Genomic DNA, 15,892 nt, shown 5'->3' with positions numbered 1-15,892 from the left:
CACCATGCCCAAACCCCGTCCCGTTGCTCCTCATCCGATCACTGTCGTTGACCTGTTCAGCGGCTGCGGCGGATTCACCCAGGGGTTCCACGAGTTTCGCCCTTCCGGGACGGGCACCGACGGCCCCGTCTTCCACAGCATCGCGGCCGTCGAGCACAACGTCGCCGCGGCTGCTACGTACGCGGTCAACTTCGGCGACCTTCGGACCAACGAGAAGATCCCGGCGGCTCGGGTGCACGTCGGTGACATCGAAGCCTGGCGACCGACCCCGGAAGCACTTCACGCGGACGTGGTCGTAGGAGGCCCACCCTGCCAGGGTTTCTCGGCCCTGAACCGCAACAAGACGGGCAGCGAGCGCAACCGCCTCTGGGAAGAGTACGTCAGAATCGTCGCCGCTATTCGTCCCAAGGTGTTCGTCATTGAGAACGTCGATCGCTTTCTCAAGTCGGGTGAGTTCCATAACCTGCTGAGCCAGGTCGATAAAGGTGGGCAGCTGGCAGAATACCGGCTGGTCGACCCTCCCGGCCACGAGCCTTCGGACACCGACACCGAAAGGAACAAGCGGTACCTGCTCAACTCGGCCGATTACGGTGCGGCTCAGGCTCGACGTCGGGCCATCGTCATGGGTGTCCGCCGCGACGTCTCCAACGACCGAATGCTGGCGTACCCAGCGAAGACCCACCTTCGCCGGCCTCGAAACCCTGCCCCCACAGGTAACCGACCGTTTGACGGGTTGGAGACGGGAATGTCGTACTGGCAGGCGGTCGACAGCATCTTCAACGAGTCGAAGAGTCGCACGATCCGAGGAACCGAACTTCCCGACGGGAAGGAATTCATCCCGGAAGTGAACTCTGTGCTTCCAGGAATCTTCACCACGCCGGATCTACACTTCGGACGTAACCCCGAGCCCCTATCGAGAGCTCGCTACCTCGCGATTCCTCCGGGCGGTAACAGGAAAGATCTGCGTGACAAGTGGTACACGTTGGACGAGTTCGGGGACGTGCACGTCTTCGACACCGACAACCCCGCGGGCGTGCGTACACCTGTCGAGTACCTATCTACCAAGAGTTGGGACCGCCACAATACGGGCACGGGTGACGTGATGGGACGACTCAGAAAGGGGCATCCGTCAGTCACCATCCGCACCGAATTCTTCAAGCCGGAAAAGGGGCGTTACCTGCATCCGACTGAGGCCCGCCCCATCACACACTACGAGGCAGCCCGGATCCAGGGATTCCCGCTGGACTTCCGCTGGTGCGGGTCGAAGACAGAGATCGCCACACAGATCGGAAACGCGGTCCCCATCCCCCTCGGCAAGGCTATCGCCGCATCGATATACGAATATCTTCGCGGTTGATGATTCGACGTCCCTGAAAAACCACCGCGTAGGCCACCCCGTTCCCGCCTCAGTTTGAGCGCGTACCGGTGGCGTGGGCGTACGCGTCACGGACGGCGGCCGGTACATGACCGCTGCGGCCCCAGTTCAGCGGATAGCCGTGCTCGGCGGCCCAACTGCGGACAGCCTCGACATCGGAGTCGGGGCCCAGTAGGAGCCGGCCGCGGACCGTATATGCGGCGAGCGGTGCGCCCATCACGCTGCTTCGGGGCAAGCACAAACCGAAGTGCCGCTCGAGAGCCGAAAGGGTGAGACGGTGGCTGCTCCCGACTGAGCCCGCAGGCGCAGCCCGCTCTTTCGACCCACCAGGGGCCAGGACGCCGGCTGCGACGAGCACCGGCAGAAGAATGTCCGGATCCCGGCCCCAGCGATGTGCTTCCTCTCCGATGCCAAAGCCGCACAGAACTCGACCGTCATGCATATAGCGGAACTGTGCGGGCGGGTGATCCGGCATGGCCACGTAGTGGATGACTTCGACCCCACCGCCTGAGGCCAGGACTGCTGGGTTGTCGCTCGTGGGGTCGGCGAGGTGCAGCACCGCGTACGACCAGGCGCCACACGCCGCGACCCGCACCACGTCGTTGTCCCCGGTGCCCGAGCGATCGAGGAGGAAGGAGACTTCGGGGCCGGTCAACTCCACTGCGGCGCCGGGCCTACCACCCATCCGCACCGCCAGGTCCTCCGCGGTGACGTCGCGGGCGAACACCACACCGTCCACCCCCTCGTCCCGGCCGGCGAGCCATTCGATTCCCTCACACACAGGCAACCCCCACACCCACGACGGAGTCGTACGCCAGGCAGCGTAACCAGGGGAGCCGACCGTCTGTGCCCGGCGCGTCACACCGTCGGGCGCCGAAGGATCCACCTTGGCGCCCGTGAAGTCGGAAGGCTCTCAGTGAGTGACCTGCCACCCCTCCGCTTCGAACCGCGCTTGAGCCCGATCCAGAGCTTCGTCCGCATCGCGGCCATGCACTCGAAGCCAGTGCAAAAGATCGGCGATGGCCACAATGACCAGTTGGTCCGTAGTGGTGACACTCAGCCTGCTCGCTCCGCCGGGGCTTCCCGCCCCGCTTGTGTCATAGAGGGGAACGACGCGCTCGGCTCTTGAGACATGCACGCTCTTGCTGTGGCCGTTCGGCGAAGCCAAAGTGGTTGTCAGTTCGACCCAGGTGACCTTGTGCTCGGGCAGGAGTTGGACACCCCAACGGTCGGAGCATGCGGCGACGAGCACCATGCCGCGTCCTGATTCCGCTTCGTCGATCGCATCGACCAATGTCGGTAAGGCGCGTGTGTCAGGGTCCCATACCTCGATGCGCAGGCGCGTGCCCCTCATGGAGACAGCCAGGGTCGCCGGCGTCCCCGGTCCCACGTGCGCGATCACGTTGCCGACGAGTTCGCTGACGCAGAGTTGGACCGTGTCGGTCAACTCCGGCAGGCCCCAGAGGCCCAAGTGGATCCGCAGCAGACGGCGGAGTGCCGCCACGGCCTCGGGCTCCGCCAGAAACGGCAGCTCCCAAGGGCGTCTTGGTGAACACGCGTTGCAATCCATGTCTCAACCCTCTCTCCCACTCGTAGGCCGGCGACGCTCGCAAGCAGTGGCCTGTCACCCCGGCGCAGGCCCGCCACTCCCAGGGCAGGAGAGACCAGGCAGGCGTGCGCGATGCATTTCTGCTCGCCGCGCATCAGCGGCATGGCGTCCAAGCTAGAAGACGATTCGGCAAATTTGCCATCCACTCCGGCAAATTAGCTCGATCGTGGAGTTGAAGGGACGGCTGGCAGACTGCCGTCCGAGCCCACTCGGAAGGAGCGACATGGCCGTGACGGCAGTTCCAACTCAACGTCAGAAGCGCCTCGGTCACGAGCTGCGCAGGATGCGCGTGGCCGCAGGCGTCTCCGCAGAGGAGGCGGCCAAGCTGCTGCGGGTCGACCGCGGCAAGATCTCGTACATGGAGTCAGGGACCCGGAACGTGAGCGAAGAGCGCTTGCGGGCCCTGGCCAAACACTGTCGCTGCGACGACGACACGTATGTGACGGCGCTGGTCGAGATGGCCACGGCCAGAAGCCGGGGCTGGTGGGAACAGTACCGGGATGCGCTGCCCCAAGGGCTTTTGGACATCGCGGAGTTGGAGGCGCGTGCCACCCGCATGCGTGCTGCGTGCACGGTGCACATTCCCGGGCTTTTGCAGACCACGGCGTACGCGATGGCCGTGTTCCGCGCCGTACTGCCTCATCTACCAGAACACGAAGTGACAATGAGGGCGGCCCATCGCAGCCGCCGCCAAGAGGTGTTGTGCACCGGGGCCGCTCCCCCTTTCACCGGCATCGTCCATGAGGCGGCACTTCGTATGCAGTTCGGCGGGCCTCTGGTCGCCCGAGAGCAGCTCGACCATCTGGTGGCCCAGGCCGAAATGGACGGCGTCACCGTAGTGATCGTCCCGTTCGCCCACGGAGCTTTCCCCGGTGCCGGGCAGACCGTTCTGTACGCGGAAGGGGCGACAAGCCAACTCGACACCGTGCAGATCGACAATTCCCACGGTCCGGACTTCCTCTACGCGGAGGCCGAGTTGGCGAAGTACCGTGCCCACCTGGATCGCATGGAGGATCTCGCCCTGTCCCCCGACGACTCGAGAGACTTCATTCGAGCCATCGCACGCGAACTCTAGGAGGCTTCATGTCCGAGATCCAGTGGGAAGAGCCGTTCTGTGGGGAGGGCAACTCCTGCTTCCGGATCGGGGTGGACGAGACCGGCAGTGCCTACATAGCTGTCCGCGGCCAGGAGGACCGGTTCATCACAGACAGCCGAGAGGCCCTACGGACCATGATCCTCAACATCAAGGCAGGCAAGGCCGACCACCTGCTCCAGTGAGGACTTCTTCTCGAATCGTGGACAGTGAGTGGCAGCTAGGTTCGGGCCGCGACGGACGATCGCGAGGCTCCGCCGACGAAGGTAGCTCACCGCTTTCATCCGTTCCCGAAGGAGATCCTGTGGCATCCATCAAGGACATCGTCTTCGACAGCCCTCATCCGGCATCGGCCGCCCGGTTCTGGGCCCAGGCCCTGGATGACTATGAAATCGCGCCATACGACGAGGAGGAGCTGAGCCGGCTGCGCTCCTTGGGCATCGACGATCCGGAAAACGACCCTACGGTCCCGCTGGTCGGCACGGACGGCAAGCTGCCACGCATCTTTTTCCAACTGGTGTCAGAGGCCAAGCAGGTCAAGAACCGGGTCCACCTCGACCTGAGCACGAGCGACGCAACCGCAGAGGTCAAGCGGCTACGCGCACTCGGGGCAACGGTTCAGGCTGAGCGTGAGGGCTAGATCACAATGTACGACCCCGATGGCAACGAGTTCTGCGTCATGCGCTCGTGAGGGTGGTCCCGCCTTCAACCTCTCAACTGATCCACGGGAGTTAACAATCACTCGACGGATTCTCTCCCAACGGCGGGCCCTCCCCGCGAGGCGTTCCCGCGGAGAGGGCACCATCGCGCTCGGCGCTCGCGTATGACCAGTGGCTCTACGTGCCGTTCCTCACCGGCCGACGAAGCGCGTCCCGGACTCGCCACCACAGCTTGCGGGCCCGTGGGGTCTCGGTGGAGTAGCTGGTGCTGAATCGGATGGCTTCCGCCGTACGCCCCAGGGGGGTGCCTTCGGGCGAGTACCGCGCGGGGGGTTGCTCGACCATACGTCTCTCCTACGGATTCGGAGACCTGGTCCCGCATCCTTTGCGTAGATCGTTGTTGGAGCGGGTCTTCGGGCCCCAGCCGATCCCGCTGGCGTAGCCCTGCATTACAGGGTAGTAGGTGTAGGTGCCGCCGCCGTCGTTACAGTCCGTCGACCACCCGTAGTCGATGAAGTTGTTCGAGGTCAGCCCCGTGCCGTGCCAGTTGTTGTAGCCACGCGGCCCGCTCCACGAGCTACGCCACATCTGCGTCTGCAGCTTCTGAGATCCGAACGAGCCGCTGCACGCCTGCGAGGTCTCCCACTGAAACCACGCTCCGGCGCCCGCCCCGTGGAACGAGACATCGGATATGTACACCGAGCAGCTCGCCGCGGCCGGAACAGCGTGCCCGGCGGGTTTGGCCTCGCCGGCCTTGTAGGTGAAGGAGTACAGCTCACCGTTCGCCGTCCTGCCCCACTCCCCGACGGTGGTCCCCGTCACCACACGGTGTCCGTCCACCATCACGTGCCCGACTGAGGGGTGCGAGTGCTCCGAGGCGTGTGACGGCATCGCGGAGGCCGACGTGCTGAACCCCAGGACGGCGGCCGTGGCCAGGCCAACGCTTATGACGGACAAGGGACTTGCTGTGCGCATAGGTGTTCCCTCCCGTTGTGATGCCGGTCGGTCGATCCGGCAACAGGGGAACTCTAGTTCGATATCAGGGCGCAGGAGACGCGCCTCGCAGGCTTGGCTGAACCCCGATCGCCCCACCAGCACTGACCCCTGACATTGGCGCGAACCCCGCTTCATCCGCCCCGTGCACCCGGCCTCGGACCCCTCGAATTCAGACTGGAAGCCGTACCCTCGGGCGCCGCACGGGCCGAGTTTGAGAGCGGCTGCCGCTACGGCGCGGGCAATTGACGGGCGATTCATTCGGTCGGGCGGTGTCAGAGGGTCCTTCGTGGTGCTCAGTCTGCCCCCGGCCGACGGCCCTGGAGGTTCCTTCGTGGTGCTCAGCCTGCCCCCAGCCGGCGGCCCTGACCGGGGCAGGCTGAGCCAGGCCGCGCGCGGCTTCGGAGTGGTGAGCCCAGTGGGGGCAAAACTGTCACGCGGTGACTTCGGAGTACGCCGGAAGGGGTGGGTGGACGCCGGTCAGAGCCTCCGCGCGGTGGACGAGGCACGGGGCCAGCTCGGGGTACCAGCCACGGGCTACGGCTTGGAGCATCTCCGCAAGGGCGGACAGTTCCCCGATTCGTCCGGCGGGTGTGTCGAGGGTCTCCTCGAACTCGGCACGGATGCGGGCTGCGGCGTCCGGGACGAGCAGGCTGTTCGCATGCAGGAGGCCCGCATCGTAGCCGAACGGGACCATGCCCCATCGCTCCCAGTCCAGCAGGGTCAGCGGCGCGGTCGTGAGATTGCCCCAATGCAGGTCGCCATGGCCAGTGACACGTTCGACTGCGGCCGGAGCCGGGATGCCGAGGAACTGAGGGAAGGCACGCTCGATCCAGCTGTCCCGGACCGTGGTCTTAACGCCCTCCGCTTGAGCGAGCAGGTCAAGGGCTTGGCGCAGGTCAGCCCACCAGCCGTCCGGCAACTGCGGATCGTGAGCAAGGTCGGCGCGGGTCGGGGACACGACGGACTGGGCCACGTAATCAAGGACTTCGGCCTCGAACGCCCACTCCCCTTCGGTCCAGTCGTGGACAGCGTGCAGACGGGGGCGCGGAACACCCTCGGGCACCAGATCAGCCGCTCCGACAGTGCCTTCCCCCGGCCTCCTGCCTGCGTTGGCTCTGACCGTACGGCTCACTCTCAGCCACCGGTTCCCCGCGCGCCGTCCGAGAGTGACTCCGAGGAAGCCCCACACAGGTGGACCGGTGCACGAAAGGCCCAGGGCATTGGCCGCTCGGTAGTGGGCTCTCTCCATCAGGGTTCGCACGTCGTCATTCAAAGGCGAGTCCATCCGTCACCTTCCTGAGATCACTGGCCGCCAAAGGCTCGGCCAGGGCATTGACCAGATCGTCCCAGTGCTCGCGGCTGCTCGCGGAGGCAAGAACGACGTCAAGGGCGGGACATGATCCCGCGGCCAGGACGCATGCGGCCGCGGCCGACAGACCAGGACGGATGAAGTCGACCAGTTCAGGCGTCATGGCCTCCAGCAGCTCACCACCGTGCAGAGGTGCTGAGCCGAACGTGATCAGTCCTGCGTCCTTCGCCTGCACCAGCGGCCCGCAGCCTTTGAGCGCCTGTGTGATGGGCTCGGCCCTGACCAGGCTCACCGGCATCTGCAACCCAGTGAAGTGATGTTCGTCGGAACCCGCCGCTTCCCTGGCCAGAGCGATCAAGTCGGCCACGTCGAACGCCCCGGAACGCAGGCCGGACCATGTGGCGACGCCGTACCCATCGATCCGGTCCTCTCGGGCGAATTCTTCCAGCACGGCAAAGGCTTCCCGCGTACGTCGATGGAGGGCGGCTCGGTCACGGCCGTGCATCTGCTGCTCGGGGTTGTGCACGAAAACCAGTTCGGCGCGACCGAGCGTGGCCAGCGAACGCTCCGTCTGCCAACGGACGAAGCCCGGCTCAAGGCTGTGGCCACCGGACACGACCTCGTGGTTGAGCATGCCGGCGGCCCGGGCAGCACGGCCCTCTTCTCCCGTAAAGAACCCGGTCTTCGTGGCGACCCGGGCAGTCGGGTACTCCTCCAGGACCGGGCGCAGCACCTCATGAGCCCGCCCACGCGCGTAGTTGGGCGCCGTGTCCAGCCAGGGACTGTCGGCGGACAGGGCCGTGCGCGCCGCCACGCTGACGGCACGCACACGGTAGGTCCCCAGGGACAACGAGGCGGTCACAGCGCCGTCCCCACGACGGCGACCGCCTGCCCCTCGATCAGGGCGGTGACCAACTCGGCCACGTCCTTCAATTCCAGTCCGGCCGAGTCCGCGAGCTCTCCCAGGGTGGCCGGCTGATTCGTCAGCAGGGCACCCAGCAGGGGTGCCGCCGACTCGGACAGGTCCCACGCCGTACCTGCTGCCGAGAAGGTCACCGTGCCCTGAGCACTGTTCGCCGAGAGGCGGCCCCGCGGAGCAGTGAGTCTGACCGTGATCTCCCTCCGCGCGGGGACCCCGTCCACGTACGGGAGGGAGGGAATCGCATGGCCGAGGTCGGTGGTGTCGGTCGATTCGGCCCACCTCTCGACCAGATGAGGGTCCTCCAGCTTCCCGGCCACCTCACCGCGGAGCGCATCAAGGAAGACCGACCGTTCCGTGAGCGAGCCGAAGCGCGGAACGTCCTTCCGCAGCGTCAGGGACGACCGGAGTTGATCCACCGCCCAGAGCAGTAGATCGGCCCCGGTTTGCGGGACCAGCCCGAAGGTCAGGTGAAGCGATTCGGTTCCTTGATCGGCGGTGACCGCGTGCCACCAGCCTCGTGGCAAGTAGAGCACATCACCGGGAGCTAGAACGAGGTCGGCCATCGGGTCTCCCTCAGGCTGCTCGGGCGATTCGACATCCCGGAATGTGGGAGCCTCACGAGTCGTGCCGTACAGACGCCAGCGCTTGGAACCGTGCACCTGAACCACGATCACGTCGTGGTCGTCCCAATGCATGCCGAAGCCCTCTCGCTCGGTCCACGACGCGTACACGTTGGCCTGCACCGAGGTTCCGAGAAACCGTTCAAGTCCCACGGCCGCCACGCTCACGGCTGGATGGATCTTTTCCACCGCGTCAAGAACGAGAGATGCTCCGGCCTTGAGTTGGGCGTGGAGTTCGGTCGGCTGAATACGGGACCAGGTGACCGCACGCCGGTTCGTGGTCGGCACCGCGTAACGCTGAAGGGGGACCATCTCTCCGTCGGCCGACAGACGCAGTCGAGGCGGTTCCAGGCGCTGCGTGGCGATGATCCGGTTCAGGTCGTCCCAGGAGAACAGGGCTGCCGCGTCGGCGGCACCGGCAAAGTGCGCGTAGGAGCGGTGGTACGTCTGGGCGAGGAACCTGTCCCCGCCCAGGCGCCCCGCCCACGAGGCTGCGTCAAGCATCGCGGGCGCTCCCGTCAGTCGTTGCCGTCGGAACGGCCGCTGCTGACGTCTGACTCCTGCTCGGCACGCGTCCGCGCGGCTACGATCCTGCGCTTCGCGACGATCAGGCCGCCCTCCTGGGGGGCCGTCGCACCGGTGCGTTCTTCCATCATCGAGTTGCCTCTCTCTTCTCGGGAACTCCCACTGCGATCTGGGCGGGAAGCAGCTTTCTGGGTCCTGCTGTCGCCGCCATGGAGAGAATCATTGACCCGAGAGTCGGCGTTTGTCTGGTTTATGCTTGTCATGGACTAAAGATCATGCGCGAAAGGCAGCGGACCACTCCGCCAACAGTTCTCTGGCTTCATCCTCGAACACCGCATAACTTCTCAGTGTGGAAAAGAGTTCCAGGTGCATTGAGATGTCGCGCGGGTCTCTCAGAACGACGACACCTGTGGTGTTCTCCACGGTGGTCAGAATGTTGTCATAGATGGTGAAAGTGTCCATCGGAGCCATCGGCTTGTATCCCGCCATCGGGATAACTCCGAGCTTCACGTTGGTCATGCGAGTGAGGGAGGCCAGCCGGTCGATCTGCAACGCCATTGCAGCCGGAGGCAACAGCGGCCACCTCACCGCCTGTTCAGTGAGAATGAAGGTGAACCGCTTCCTCGTGTCGTAAAGAACCTCTTGTCGCTCCAGCTTCCTGGTGATCGTCTTGCTCACATCAGTCGGCGAGTTGGCAAGGCTTGCCCGGATGTACTCAGGAGTCGACAGCAACCCGGTAATCATGGACAGCAAGAAGAACCGGAACTCGGTACATGAGGATTCCAGAGCGGCCAGCTCACTCTGCTTCTTCTCCAGGCCCTTGCGGCGAAGCGACCGAAGATCCTGCCATTCGGTGTTGGCCAGCCTCGCGAGGGCAGCGACCTCCTCGATGACCTCCGGTGGAGCGACGACCGCCCGGAGGATCCGCTCCAGATCGACAAGTGTGGGTTGTGCCTTTCCGTTCTCGATCCGGCTGATCTTCGACTGGGACATGTTGCAACGTCGAGCGAGCCGGTCCCCGGTGAGGCCGGCTCGCTTGCGTAGATCTTTCAGCAGGGCTGCCAGTTCCTGTCCCGGCCGCCCCTGCCGCTGTGGGTCGATCGTCACCCGCTCACGTACTCCAGGAACGGGACGGCTTCCGTCATGGCGATCTGCTTCCACTGCCGGTACGGATCGGGGTTTCCCTCATACAACTCGCGGTTCATCTGACTGCCATCCGCCCGATAGTTCATCAGGACCACCTTGGACTCGTCGAAAATCCAGAAGTCCTGATCGGGCAGCCCCGGGTTCTCGCGGTCAGTGAGGTCGAGAATGCGAATGTCCTCGCCTGCCTTCACGTGGTGGCGGTAGTAGTACTCGAACTCGAACCGAAGGTAATCGGAGAGGGGACGGGTCACGACATGAACCCTGCCCACCCTCTTTCCAACCGAGGTCCACTGTCGCACCTCGTCCATCCAGACCGAGTTGTAGTCGTCAGGCGACTTTTCCCCCGCGAGAAATCGCTTCAGTCTCTCCGCTTCCTGAGGCATCGTGTAGGCGGGCAGTGTTTCGAGCCGCCAGGCCTCTCGCTCCATGGAGTCGAAACATTCGTTCCACACGTCACCATCCAAGTGCACGGAAAGCCTCCCTGAGGACCGACTCGGGGATTTCCACGATCCCTTCGCCTGCGGGCGGGGTGAAGGCGTCGGACACGTCGCCCTGCACAACGAACGAACCGGTCCCCGTGCGGTACACGTTCGGGCAGTCCTTCTCTCCGCACTCTCCGTTGCCGTTACCGTTGCCCGTGAGTCGGGTGAGAGCCGAACGCTCGGACATGCCAAACCCCCTTGCCCTGGCCACGATTGGGCCGTCTGTACAAGACGCTAGAGGGGACTGCACGCATCGTCCATGCATGAACGCGACTATGCGTGTACTCGCATAAACCCGATGCCGGCATGACCAACACGTGAGGCCACTGCGGCGTGGGAGGCGGAGAACGGTGTCGTCCTTCCGGAGCCGTACCGGATGCTGGTGCGCCGAAATCGGCAGGCGCCTCGGGCCGGGGCGTGGGCAGGTGCTGCGATTCTGTCGAGCTACCCGTAGAGGGGAACATGGGGCTGATCTACAGCTACAGCATCTATCTGCCTCCCCGGAACGTCGCCGGGGCGCTCGTCCGGCTGGCCAGGCTGGCGCCACCGGGCCGGCGGCCGTCGCTGGAGGTCGCGCTGCCCGGTGGTGATCGGGTCTCGCTCCCGTTCACATCCGGCTTCAAGAGCGATCCCGTCGACTGCTCCGCAGGCGAGACGGTCGAGCTCGATACGTCCATCATGTTCGACCTCGATGACGCACTGCGCGAGTACTGCGAGACGTCCGGCCCCGATCCCGGGGAGGACGGACGGGTCCAGATCGGGTACGTCTACCTGACGATCCGGTTCGCGTCCTGGGCGCACCCTCGTTACACGGAGATGGAGTTCTGGGCGGCGACGTCGGGGATGAGCCGCTTGTTCGCGCGGTCAGGGCGCATCAGGGAGACGTTCACCGGGCTCGCTGCCGCCAGTGGTGCGGTGTGCTGCCTCTTCGACACGGGGGACGGTGCACCGGAGCAAGTGTGCTGGGTCCATGACGAGTCGGCCTCGGAGGGTGTCTCGGGTTCCCGGGTTCCGGATCTTCGGGCCTTTGCGGCGGCTGCGTGGCCCGACCCCTGAGCGGCGGATCTCGGCCGCCTTGGCCGGCATCCGCAAGAGCCGACATTCCCGTTGCGACAAGTGCCACGATGGGCTGCATGACGATGATCAAGGGTGAGGTCGCCGGCGGGTTCGAGGGTGTGCGGGAGGCGTTCGCGGAGAACTTCGCGCGGCACGGGGACATCGGGGCCGCGGTGTGCGTGTACGTGGACGGGCGGCCGGTGGTGGATCTGTGGGGCGGGGTCGCCGATCCCGGGAACGGCAACGGCAACCAGCGGCCCTGGGAGCGGGACACGTTGCAACTGGTGTACTCGGCGACGAAGGGGGTCACCGCGACCGCCGCGCATCTGCTGGTGCAGCGCGGTCTGCTGGACCTGGACGCGCCGGTGGCCCGGTACTGGCCCGAGTTCGCCGCGGGCGGCAAGGGGGAGATACCTCTGCGGTGGCTGTTGTCCCACCAGGCCGGGGTGGTCGCGCTGGACCGACCGGTGCCGCTGGGTGAGGCCTTGGCCTGGACGCCGATCGTGGACGCGCTGGCCGCTCAGCAGCCGCAGTGGACTCCGGGGACTGCGCACGGGTACCACGGGCGGACCTGGGGCTGGCTGGTCGGTGAAGTGATACGGCGGGTGTCCGGTCGTACCCCCGGCCAGTTCTTCGCGGAAGAGGTCGCCGCTCCTCTCGGGGTGGACTTCTTCATCGGGCTGCCCGAAGCAGAGCGCGGTCGCGTCAGCCGCATGGTGTACAAGAAGCCGGACACGGACCTCGGTGCCGTACCGCTGGAGTCGGTCCCCGAGGAGTTCCGCGAGATGGTCGCCGCCCTGGGTGACCCGGACTCGCTGACGAACAGGGCGTTCGCGGTCACCGATCCGGCCGAGATCGACTTCAACTCGCCCGAGGTGCAGGCCGCGGAGCTGCCGGCCTCCAACGGCATCGGCACCGCGCGCGGACTGGCCCGCATGTACGCCGCGCTGATCGGCGAGGTGGACGGCGTACGGCTGTTCAGCCCGGAGACGCTTGCGGCGGCGACCGAGGAACAGGCCTCCGGGAAGGACCAGGTGCTGGTGATGCCGTCCCGTTTCGGCGCCGGGTACATGCTGCCCACCGACGGCGCTCCGCTGACCGGGTCCAGCGCCTTCGGCCACCCCGGCCGGGGCGGATCGCTCGCCTTCGCCGACCCCGTGCACCGGGTCGGCTTCGGCTATGTGATGAACCACGTGATCGAAGGCGCCGAGGACCCTCGCGCGGGGGCGCTCGTCGACGCCGTACGCAGCGCGCTGCGCTGACTGCGGTCGTCGAGGCCGCCCCCACGTCCGTCCGGGTTGGTGCGGGGTTAGCCTCGGGTCAGAGACACGAAGAGGTACGAGGAGGCGCTCAATGGCCAGGGTTCCCAGCGCGGTGGTTGCCGCCGGTGGTCTTGTCGGGGGGTACGGCGTTGCCCGCTGGACCAAGAAGCGGCAGCTCGGCGGGGTCGTCCTGGCCGTCGCGGGCGGGGCCGCCGCGCAGCAGTGGCGCAAGCAGGCCGGCGGGAAGGCCGCGGGGGCACTGACCGCCGCCTACGTCGCCGCGTTCGCCGGGTCGCATCCGCTGGCCAAGAAGGTCGGCGCCTGGCCGTCGGTGTTCGGCGTCGCCGGGGCGGTGGCCCTGGCGTCCTGGGCCGTCGCCGACCGGCGCGGCTGAGCTGAGCCCTGGACGACCGACGCGGCTGAGCTGAGCCCTGGACGACCGACGCGCCCGGCACTCCCCGGCCGGCGCGACTGAGCCCTGCACGACCGGCGCGCGCCCGACACTCCCCGACCGGCGCGGCTGAGCTGAGCCCTGGACGACCGACGCGCCCGGCACTCCCCGACCGGCGCGCCCGAGCCGGATCCCGCGCCGGGATCCGGCACCCCTGCCTGACGTTGTGCGATTGGTCGATCTGGGCCGGCGGCGGTGGTTCCGACCGGGTGTTGTCGAGCCTGCCGTTGTCCCAGATCTGCCAATCCCGCGATGCATGCCTCACCACCCCACTTCGCGACGCGACTTTGACGGGGCTGGTAGCCAGTCCCCGGTCGGCATGGGCGGCGCGCCTGCCGGGCAGAGGGCGTCAGCCCACCGACTGCTCCCCCGCCTGTGCGCGGTACCGGCCAGGCGTCGTGGCGAACTGTCGCTTGAAGGCGTGGGAGAGGGCGTAGGGGGTGCCGTAGCCGACGCGGTGGGCGATGGTGGTCAGGGGATCCTCGGTCTCGCGGAGCATGGTCGCGGCCAGGGTCAGGCGCCACCAGGTGAGGTACGCCATCGGAGGGCGGCCCACGAGGCTCGTGAAGCGGCGGGCCAGTGTGGGGCGGGAGACGCCGGCCTCGGCGGCGAGGCGGTCGTTGGTCCACGCGGCGGCCGGGTCCGAGTGCAGCGCTCGTAGCGCGGCGGTCGTCACCGGGTCGCTCAGTACGGCCGGCCAGGCGCCGGTCGCGGCCTCGGCCATCCAGGAACGGATCATGTAGACGAGGAGCAGATCGAGCAGGCTGGGGACCGCGATGCACGAGCCCGGCTGCCGCGCCTCCAGCTCACGGCCCAGCAGGTCGATGGCGGACCGGAGTTCGAGGTGGCTGCCCACGCGGTTCTCCAGGAGGACGACCTCGGGCAGCTCGCTCATCAGCGGATGCGCGCGGCTGCGGTCGAGCCGGTACTTCCCGCAGAGCAACTCCGCCTCGCCGCCGCCCCCTTGAGGCGGCCGCGGCTCCTCCGACCAGCGCTCGAACGGCACCGCGTGTCGTACGGCCGCGGCGTCGGCAGGGGAGTCGGCGAGCACGTGCCCGGTGCCGTGCGGGAGCAGTACCGCGTCTCCGGCGCGGAGCGAGACCGCAGGGCCGCCCTCGGGCAGCAGCCAGCAGGCCCCCTTCAGGACGACGTGGAAGCCCGCCCCGTCGTACCCGGCGAACCGTGCGCACCAGCTGCCGCTCACCCGCACCCGGTTGGAGGAGGGCTGCCCGATGCGTACGGCGGCGATCGCGTCACTCACCACGTCCATTGCGCCAGGCTATCCGGGACAGCGCGGACTGAGACGCACGCGTATTCAGATGAGGCTGGCAGGCATTGGGATGCTCTGCGGCGCCGCCTAAGGTCGAGGACATGGACAACGAGAACTCCCCGAGCGGGAGCGCACAGCGCATCATGCTGGGGGACGTCGAGGTCATCCGGCTCGTCGAGTGGCAGGCGCCGTACGTTCCGGCGCGCGGCCTCGTCCCCGAGTCGACCGACGAGGTCTGGACGGACAACGCGGACTGGCTGGCGCCGGACCACTGGGCCCCGGACGGCGGCGAGGCCGTGGTCGCGCTGCAGACCTGGGTTTTGCACAGCAACGGGCGGACGGTCCTGGTCGACACCTCGGTCGGCAATGGGCGCGAGCGGCCCGGCTCGCCGCGGTTCCACCACTGGCACGGCGACTTCCTCGGTCTGCTCGCACGGGCCGGCATCTCCCCGCAGGATGTCGACGTCGTCGTGAACACCCACGTCCACGGCGATCACGTCGGCTGGAACACCCGGGATGTCGACGGGCACTGGGTGCCGACGTTCCCCAACGCCCGATACCTCATTCCGGCTGCCGACGACTTCCACTACGGGCCGGACAACGCGTACGGGAGCGGCGTCCGCGTGGACGACCGGCTGATCTACCAGGACAGCATCGCGCCGGTCCACCGGTCCGGCCAGGCCGTGCTGTGGGACGGCGCCCACCGTATCGACGAACACCTCACCCTGGAGTCGGCACCCGGCCACACACCGGGATCCAGCGTGCTCCGGCTCGAATCGGCGGGCGACCGTGCCGTGTTCGTCGGTGATCTGGTGCACAGCCCCGTACAGATCCTCCAGCCCTGCTGGAACAGCTGCTTCTGTCTCGACCCGGCACAGGCCGCGGCGAGCCGTCGCAGGATTCTCGAACGGGCCGCCACCGACCGCGAACTGGTCGTCCCCGCGCACTTCGGCGGGGCGGGCGCGGTGGAGGTCCGGAAGGAGGGCGAGGGGTTCGCCCTCGGGGCGTGGGCGGCGTACGGCGCGGGTGCCGGCACCGGCAGCGACACCGACAGCGACACCGGCACTGTCGTCCGGGGAGGGCGTTCCTGACGGTCGGTCGGGGAAACGCCCGGGCC

Annotated in this window: 19 protein-coding genes; 8 read left to right on the top strand and 11 right to left on the bottom strand. The window is 67.0% G+C overall.

Annotated elements, in window-relative coordinates:
• Positions 1 to 4: 4 nt before the first annotated feature.
• On the top strand, positions 5 to 1,357 hold the full coding sequence (locus DBP14_RS22490; protein ID WP_129308954.1) for a DNA cytosine methyltransferase: 1,353 nt from the start codon (positions 5 to 7) through the stop codon (positions 1,355 to 1,357).
• Between the two features lie 49 nt (positions 1,358 to 1,406).
• Here the strand turns inward: DBP14_RS22490 and DBP14_RS22485 are convergent, their stop codons facing one another.
• Both DBP14_RS22485 and DBP14_RS22480 read right to left on the bottom strand, forming a co-directional pair.
• Positions 1,407 to 2,156, bottom strand: a complete 750-nt coding sequence (locus tag DBP14_RS22485; RefSeq protein ID WP_129308953.1) for a hypothetical protein — start codon at positions 2,154 to 2,156, stop codon at positions 1,407 to 1,409.
• A gap of 132 nt (positions 2,157 to 2,288) precedes the next feature.
• On the bottom strand, positions 2,289 to 2,945 hold the full coding sequence (locus tag DBP14_RS22480; RefSeq protein ID WP_129308952.1) for an ATP-binding protein: 657 nt from the start codon (positions 2,943 to 2,945) through the stop codon (positions 2,289 to 2,291).
• Between the two features lie 262 nt (positions 2,946 to 3,207).
• Between DBP14_RS22480 and DBP14_RS22475 the strand changes: the two genes are divergently transcribed.
• The 3 genes from DBP14_RS22475 to DBP14_RS22465 all read left to right on the top strand — a co-directional run bounded on the left by DBP14_RS22475 (position 3,208) and on the right by DBP14_RS22465 (position 4,717).
• Positions 3,208 to 4,059, top strand: a complete 852-nt coding sequence (locus DBP14_RS22475; protein WP_129308951.1) for a helix-turn-helix transcriptional regulator — start codon at positions 3,208 to 3,210, stop codon at positions 4,057 to 4,059.
• An 8-nt stretch (positions 4,060 to 4,067) separates the two neighbouring features.
• Positions 4,068 to 4,262, top strand: coding sequence for a hypothetical protein (locus DBP14_RS22470; RefSeq protein WP_129308950.1), 195 nt, complete (start codon positions 4,068 to 4,070; stop codon positions 4,260 to 4,262).
• 119 nt (positions 4,263 to 4,381) lie between these two features.
• Positions 4,382 to 4,717 (top strand): VOC family protein, encoded by a 336-nt coding sequence (locus tag DBP14_RS22465; protein WP_129308949.1) that lies wholly within the window; start codon positions 4,382 to 4,384, stop codon positions 4,715 to 4,717.
• Between the two features lie 373 nt (positions 4,718 to 5,090).
• Here the strand turns inward: DBP14_RS22465 and DBP14_RS22460 are convergent, their stop codons facing one another.
• From DBP14_RS22460 to DBP14_RS22430, 8 genes are all read right to left on the bottom strand, one after another.
• Entirely contained in the window at positions 5,091 to 5,582 is a 492-nt protein-coding gene (locus DBP14_RS22460) for a hypothetical protein (protein ID WP_129308948.1), read from the bottom strand.
• A gap of 580 nt (positions 5,583 to 6,162) precedes the next feature.
• Positions 6,163 to 6,795, bottom strand: a complete 633-nt coding sequence (locus DBP14_RS22455; protein WP_241741003.1) for a hypothetical protein — start codon at positions 6,793 to 6,795, stop codon at positions 6,163 to 6,165.
• Between the two features lie 202 nt (positions 6,796 to 6,997).
• Positions 6,998 to 7,870, bottom strand: a complete 873-nt coding sequence (locus DBP14_RS22450) for an aldo/keto reductase (RefSeq protein ID WP_241741002.1) — start codon at positions 7,868 to 7,870, stop codon at positions 6,998 to 7,000.
• 29 nt (positions 7,871 to 7,899) lie between these two features.
• Positions 7,900 to 9,087 (bottom strand): cupin domain-containing protein, encoded by a 1,188-nt coding sequence (locus tag DBP14_RS22445; RefSeq protein WP_129308945.1) that lies wholly within the window; start codon positions 9,085 to 9,087, stop codon positions 7,900 to 7,902.
• Positions 9,088 to 9,101: 14 nt separating this feature from the next.
• A complete protein-coding gene (locus tag DBP14_RS36160) occupies positions 9,102 to 9,239 on the bottom strand; it encodes a hypothetical protein (RefSeq protein WP_164992386.1) in 138 nt (45 codons plus the stop codon).
• Positions 9,240 to 9,381: 142 nt separating this feature from the next.
• Positions 9,382 to 10,215: a helix-turn-helix transcriptional regulator gene (locus DBP14_RS22440; protein WP_129308944.1), complete on the bottom strand. Its 834-nt coding sequence runs from the start codon at positions 10,213 to 10,215 to the stop codon at positions 9,382 to 9,384.
• A complete protein-coding gene (locus tag DBP14_RS22435; protein ID WP_206739322.1) occupies positions 10,212 to 10,724 on the bottom strand; it encodes a DUF6879 family protein in 513 nt (170 codons plus the stop codon). Before DBP14_RS22435 ends, DBP14_RS22440 begins: the two co-directional genes overlap by 4 nt.
• On the bottom strand, positions 10,708 to 10,923 hold the full coding sequence (locus tag DBP14_RS22430) for a hypothetical protein (protein ID WP_129308942.1): 216 nt from the start codon (positions 10,921 to 10,923) through the stop codon (positions 10,708 to 10,710). The genes DBP14_RS22435 and DBP14_RS22430 overlap by 17 nt, the downstream gene beginning before the upstream one ends.
• Before the next feature lie 275 nt (positions 10,924 to 11,198).
• Here DBP14_RS22430 and DBP14_RS22425 point away from each other — a divergent pair, with 275 nt between their 5' ends.
• From DBP14_RS22425 to DBP14_RS22415, 3 genes are all read left to right on the top strand, one after another.
• Entirely contained in the window at positions 11,199 to 11,792 is a 594-nt protein-coding gene (locus tag DBP14_RS22425) for a hypothetical protein (RefSeq protein ID WP_129308941.1), read from the top strand.
• A gap of 77 nt (positions 11,793 to 11,869) precedes the next feature.
• Positions 11,870 to 13,054, top strand: coding sequence for a serine hydrolase domain-containing protein (locus DBP14_RS22420; protein WP_129308940.1), 1,185 nt, complete (start codon positions 11,870 to 11,872; stop codon positions 13,052 to 13,054).
• A gap of 91 nt (positions 13,055 to 13,145) precedes the next feature.
• Positions 13,146 to 13,448, top strand: coding sequence for a hypothetical protein (locus DBP14_RS22415; protein WP_129308939.1), 303 nt, complete (start codon positions 13,146 to 13,148; stop codon positions 13,446 to 13,448).
• A 406-nt stretch (positions 13,449 to 13,854) separates the two neighbouring features.
• Here the strand turns inward: DBP14_RS22415 and DBP14_RS22410 are convergent, their stop codons facing one another.
• A complete protein-coding gene (locus DBP14_RS22410; RefSeq protein ID WP_129308938.1) occupies positions 13,855 to 14,775 on the bottom strand; it encodes an AraC family transcriptional regulator in 921 nt (306 codons plus the stop codon).
• Between the two features lie 101 nt (positions 14,776 to 14,876).
• Here DBP14_RS22410 and DBP14_RS22405 point away from each other — a divergent pair, with 101 nt between their 5' ends.
• Positions 14,877 to 15,866 (top strand): MBL fold metallo-hydrolase, encoded by a 990-nt coding sequence (locus DBP14_RS22405; protein ID WP_129308937.1) that lies wholly within the window; start codon positions 14,877 to 14,879, stop codon positions 15,864 to 15,866.
• Positions 15,867 to 15,892 lie beyond the last annotated feature (26 nt).

Source organism: Streptomyces sp. L2, from assembly GCF_004124325.1.
Lineage (GTDB): Bacteria > Actinomycetota > Actinomycetes > Streptomycetales > Streptomycetaceae > Streptomyces.
The sequence above is the reverse complement of the archived record's forward strand: the minus strand, read 5'-3'. Positions and strand labels throughout refer to the sequence as shown.